At 54.9% G+C, this 5,043-nt stretch carries 3 protein-coding genes, 1 tRNA gene and 2 pseudogenes; 3 read left to right on the top strand and 3 right to left on the bottom strand.

Annotation, left to right across the window (positions count from 1 at the left end):
* The 3 genes and pseudogenes from paoC to E0D98_RS21195 all read left to right on the top strand — a co-directional run.
* Positions 1-795, top strand: a pseudogene (paoC, locus tag E0D98_RS21205) (aldehyde oxidoreductase molybdenum-binding subunit PaoC); the annotation flags it as partial.
* 9 nt (positions 796-804) lie between these two features.
* The gene (gene paoD / locus E0D98_RS21200) at positions 805-1,761 is read left to right on the top strand and encodes a molybdenum cofactor insertion chaperone PaoD (RefSeq protein WP_000121330.1); all 957 of its coding nucleotides are present in this window, start codon (positions 805-807) and stop codon (positions 1,759-1,761) included.
* A 50-nt stretch (positions 1,762-1,811) separates the two neighbouring features.
* Positions 1,812-2,150 (top strand): annotated as a pseudogene (locus E0D98_RS21195) (LysR substrate-binding domain-containing protein); the annotation flags it as partial.
* 126 nt (positions 2,151-2,276) lie between these two features.
* Here E0D98_RS21195 and E0D98_RS21190 read toward each other — a convergent pair.
* The 3 genes from E0D98_RS21190 to proB all read right to left on the bottom strand — a co-directional run bounded on the left by E0D98_RS21190 (position 2,277) and on the right by proB (position 4,835).
* Positions 2,277-2,352, bottom strand: a tRNA-Thr gene (locus E0D98_RS21190).
* A gap of 114 nt (positions 2,353-2,466) precedes the next feature.
* Entirely contained in the window at positions 2,467-3,720 is a 1,254-nt protein-coding gene (gene proA / locus E0D98_RS21185; RefSeq protein ID WP_000893255.1) for a glutamate-5-semialdehyde dehydrogenase, read from the bottom strand.
* 11 nt (positions 3,721-3,731) lie between these two features.
* Positions 3,732-4,835: a glutamate 5-kinase gene (proB, locus tag E0D98_RS21180; protein WP_001285288.1), complete on the bottom strand. Its 1,104-nt coding sequence runs from the start codon at positions 4,833-4,835 to the stop codon at positions 3,732-3,734.
* Positions 4,836-5,043 lie beyond the last annotated feature (208 nt).

The raw sequence follows: 5,043 nt of genomic DNA, 5'->3' as shown, positions 1-5,043 counted from the left end.
GGCACCGGCAGCTACACCATTCTGGCCCAGACGGCAGCGGAAATGCTTGGCGTACCGCTGGAGCAGGTTGCGGTTCACCTCGGCGATTCCAGTTTCCCGGTTTCTGCGGGTTCTGGTGGACAATGGGGCGCGAATACCTCCACCTCCGGCGTTTACGCCGCCTGTATGAAGCTTCGCGAAATGATTGCCTCGGCAGTCGGGTTTGATCCTGAGCAGTCGCAGTTTGCCGACGGCAAGATTACCAACGGTACCCGAAGCGCCACGCTACATGAAGCCACCGCAGGCGGCAGACTGACAGCGGAAGAGAGCATTGAATTCGGAACACTGAGCAAAGAGTACCAGCAGTCGACCTTTGCCGGGCATTTTGTGGAGGTCGGCGTGCATAGCGCGACGGGAGAAGTTCGGGTCCGGCGTATGCTCGCTGTGTGTGCTGCAGGACGCATCCTGAATCCGAAAACTGCGCGCAGCCAGGTCATTGGCGCAATGACTATGGGCATGGGCGCGGCACTGATGGAGGAGCTGGCGGTGGATGACCGTTTGGGCTACTTCGTTAATCACGATATGGCGGGGTATGAGGTGCCGGTCCATGCGGATATCCCAAAACAGGAGGTGATTTTCCTGGATGATACCGACCCCATATCCTCCCCGATGAAGGCCAAAGGTGTCGGTGAGCTGGGCCTGTGCGGCGTGAGCGCGGCTATCGCCAACGCGGTGTATAACGCCACCGGTATTCGGGTACGGGATTATCCCATCACTCTGGATAAGCTGCTCGATAAGCTGCCGGATGTGGTTTAAGGAGAAACAATGTCATACCCGCTTTTTGATAAAGACGAACACTGGCATAAGCCAGAGCAGGCGTTTCTCACCGATGACCACCGGACCATTCTGCGCTTCGCCGTAGAGGCGCTAATGTCCGGTAAAGGAGCGGTGCTGGTGACGCTGGTGGAGATACACGGCGGCGCGGCGCGCCCGCTCGGGGCGCAGATGGTGGTTCGCGAAGATGGTCGTTACTGCGGTTTTGTCTCTGGCGGCTGCGTGGAGGCCGCTGCCGCTTTTGAAGCGCTGGAGATGATGGGCTCAGGCCGCGATCGCGAAATTCGCTATGGCGAAGGTTCGCCGTGGTTTGACATCGTTCTGCCCTGCGGCGGTGGGATCACGCTGACGCTCCATAAACTACGCTCGGCACAGCCTCTGCTCGCCGTGCTGAACCGTCTGGAACAGAGAAAACCGGCGGGGCTGCGCTACGATCCGCAAGCACAATCGTTGGTGTGCCTGCCCACGCAAACCCGAACGGGCTGGAATCTCAATGGCTTTGAGGTGGGGTTCAGGCCATGCGTCAGGCTGATGATTTACGGACGTTCTCTTGAGGCGCAGGCAACCGCGAGTCTTGCAGCAGCCACAGGCTATGACAGCCATATCTTCGATCTTTTTCCGGCCTCAGCCAGCGCTCAGATCGATACCGACACGGCGGTCATTTTGCTGTGCCATGATCTCAACCGGGAGCTGCCAGCATTGCAGGCCGCGCGAGAAGCAAAACCCTTTTATCTCGGCGCATTGGGCAGCCATCGAACCCACACGTTACGTCTGCAAAAGCTCCACGAGCTGGGATGGTCCAGGGAGGAGACAGCGCAAATCCGGGCCCCCGTCGGGATATTCCCCAAAGCCCGGGATGCGCATACTCTGGCACTCTCCGTGCTGGCAGAAATCGCCTCTGTACGTCTCCATCATGAGGAGGATTCATGCCTGCCCCCGTCGTCCTGATCCTTGCGGCCGGGCGTGGAGAGCGCTTTCTCGCCTCCGGGGGAAATACCCATAAGTGTATCGGCTGGCGTCAGTCCCCGGAGGTTGCGCCTTATCGCTGGCCATTTGAAGAAAACGGGAGAACTTTCGACCTTGCGATTGAACCGCAGATTACGACTAATGATCTGCGTCTGATGTTGAGGCTGGCTCTTGCCGGCGGAGGAATAACAATTGCCACTCAGGAAACTTTCAGGCCATATATTGAAAGCGGTAAGCTTGTATCGCTGCTTGATGACTTTCTTCCACAATTTCCGGGCTTCTATCTGTATTTCCCACAGCGTCGCAATATTGCACCAAAGCTCCGCGCCCTGATTGACTACGTCAAAGAATGGCGGCAGCAATTGGTTTAAATAGCTGCACCTGCACTGCCTGATGTCAGAACAGTATTTTGATGAATTGCCAAGGTTACAATGGCACAAATGCGGCACAGGAGGAAACGTGGTGTATTTAAATATGGGGTAACTCTTTGATTTTAATGGTGCCGATAATAGGAGTCGAACCTACGACCTTCGCATTACGAATGCGCTGCTCTACCAACTGAGCTATATCGGCCCTGAAAGGACATGTTCACGAACGTGAATCACGGTGGACAAGGTTAAAACTAACCGGGCGATGCGTCAATGGCCTTGTGAATCAAATGGCTACTTTTGCATCACCCGGTTTTATTTACGCACGAATGGTGTAATCACCAATGCCGATCCACTTGTAAGTGGTCAGTGCTTCCAGCCCCATTGGGCCACGCGCGTGGAGTTTTTGTGTGCTTACCGCCACTTCCGCACCCAGACCAAACTGGCCGCCGTCGGTAAAACGCGTAGAGGCGTTAACGTAAACAGCGGACGAATCCACTTCGTTAACAAAACGCTGGGCGTTGCGCATATCGCGGGTCAGGATCGCATCGGAGTGTTGTGTGCCGTGTTCACGAATATGGGCGATGGCATCGTCAAGATCGCTGACGATTTTGACGTTCAAATCTAATGACAGAAACTCATCGTCATACTCTTCGGCTTTAACAGCAACCACCTTCGCAGGGCCTGCCTGCAACTGCGCCAGTGCAGCTGCATCTGCGTGTAATGTCACGCCGCTTTCCGCCATTTGTTTGCTTAATGCGGGCAGGAAGCTATCGGCGATGTTTTTATTCACCAGCAACGTTTCAACCGTATTACATGTGCTCGGACGCTGAGTTTTCGCGTTGACGATCACTTTTAATGCTTCAGCGATCTCTACACTTTCATCAACGTAAATATGGCATACGCCTATACCACCTGTGATCACCGGGATTGTCGACTGTTCACGGCACAGTTTATGCAAACCAGCGCCACCACGCGGGATCAGCATGTCGATGTATTTATCCATACGCAGCATTTCACTGACCAGCGCACGGTCAGGATTATCAATCGCCTGCACGGCACCCGCCGGTAAGCCGCAGGATTTCAGGGCGTCCTGAATCACCGCCACCGTTGCAGCGTTAGTGCGACACGTTTCTTTGCCACCGCGCAGGATCACCGCATTACCGGTTTTCAGGCACAGCGAAGCGACATCAACCGTCACGTTCGGGCGCGCTTCATAAATCACGCCAATAACCCCCAGCGGTACGCGACGACGCTCAAGACGCAGGCCGCTGTCCAGTACGCTGCCATCGATTACCTGCCCCACCGGATCGGCGAGGTTACACACCTGGCGCACATCATCGGCAATGCCTTTCAGCCGTGCGGGCGTCAGTGCCAGACGGTCAAGCATCGCTTCGCCAAGGCCATTGGCACGCGCGTCAGCAACATCCTGGGCGTTAGCGTTGAGGATGATTTCGCTTTGTGCTTCCAGTTCATCGGCGATTTTTTCCAGCACGCGATTTTTTTCGCGGCTGGAGAGTTGCGCTAATTTATACGAGGCTTGCTTCGCGGCAATGCCCATTTGTTCCAGCATCAGCCTGCTCCTTAACGGGTAATCATGTCATCACGGTGAACGGCAACCGGGCCGTATTCATATCCCAGTATTGCATCAATTTCTTGCGAGTGGTGCCCGGCAATACGGCGTAATGCATCGCTGTTGTAACGACTGACGCCGTGGGCGATATCGCGACCTTCGAGGTTGCAAATGCGGATGACTTCACCACGCGAGAAATTGCCAGTCACGCTTTTAATGCCTTTCGGCAACAGGGAGCTGCCGCGTTCAAGAATGGCGGCAGTTGCCCCTTCATCTACCGTGATTTCACCCGCCGGCGGCGCACCGAAAATCCAGCGTTTACGGTTTTCAAGCGGAGTCGCCTGGGCATGGAACAGCGTACCGACGGAAATGCCTTCCATCACATCACCAATAACGCCCGGCTTGCTGCCCGCGGCAATAATGGTGTCGATACCCGCACGGCAAGCCACGTCAGCGGCCTGCAATTTGGTACTCATGCCGCCAGTTCCGAGGCCTGAAACGCTGTCACCGGCAATCGCGCGCAGTGCGTCATCAATGCCGTAAACATCTTTAATCAGTTCTGCCTGCGGATTGCTGCGCGGGTCAGCGGTATACAAACCTTTTTGATCGGTCAGCAGCAACAGTTTATCGGCACCCGCCAGAATCGCCGCCAGCGCAGAAAGGTTATCGTTATCGCCGACTTTAATCTCTGCCGTAGCGACAGCATCGTTCTCATTGATTACCGGAACGATATTGTTATCGAGCAACGCACGCAGGGTGTCGCGGGCGTTCAGGAAGCGTTCACGGTCTTCCATATCAGCACGGGTCAGCAGCATTTGCCCGACGTGAATGCCATAAATCGAAAACAGCTGTTCCCACAGTTGAATCAGTCGACTCTGCCCTACCGCTGCCAGCAGTTGTTTCGAGGCGATAGTCGCTGGCAGTTCCGGGTAACCCAGGTGCTCACGTCCGGCGGCGATCGCGCCCGACGTCACAATAACAATCCGATGCCCGGCGGCATGTAACTGCGCGCACTGGCGAACAAGTTCAACGATATGGGCACGGTTCAGACGGCGCGATCCGCCTGTTAGCACACTGGTGCCGAGTTTTACCACCAGCGTCTGGCTGTCACTCATGATTCTCTGCCATTCAATTTTAGGAAAAATGATATCAAACGAACGTTTTAGCAGGACTGTCGTCGGTTGCCAACCATCTGCGAGCAAAGCATGGCGTTTTGTTGCGCGGGATCAGCAAGCCTAGCGGCAGTTGTTTACGCTTTTATTACAGATTTAATAAATTACCACATTTTAAGAATATTATTAATCTGTAATATATCTTTAACAA

Origin of the sequence: Escherichia sp. KCJ4928, from assembly GCF_004352695.1 — a bacterium.
Lineage (GTDB): Bacteria > Pseudomonadota > Gammaproteobacteria > Enterobacterales > Enterobacteriaceae > ECMA0423.
Note: the sequence above shows the minus strand (reverse complement) of the source record. Positions and strands in the feature narration are given on the sequence as shown.

Coding starts and splice junctions, on each gene's coding strand:
- paoD (WP_000121330.1), top strand. CDS start 805: ATGTCATACCCGCTTTTTGATAAAGACGAACACTGGCATAAGCCAGAG.
- proA (WP_000893255.1), bottom strand. CDS start 3,720: ATGCTGGAACAAATGGGCATTGCCGCGAAGCAAGCCTCGTATAAATTA.
- proB (WP_001285288.1), bottom strand. CDS start 4,835: ATGAGTGACAGCCAGACGCTGGTGGTAAAACTCGGCACCAGTGTGCTA.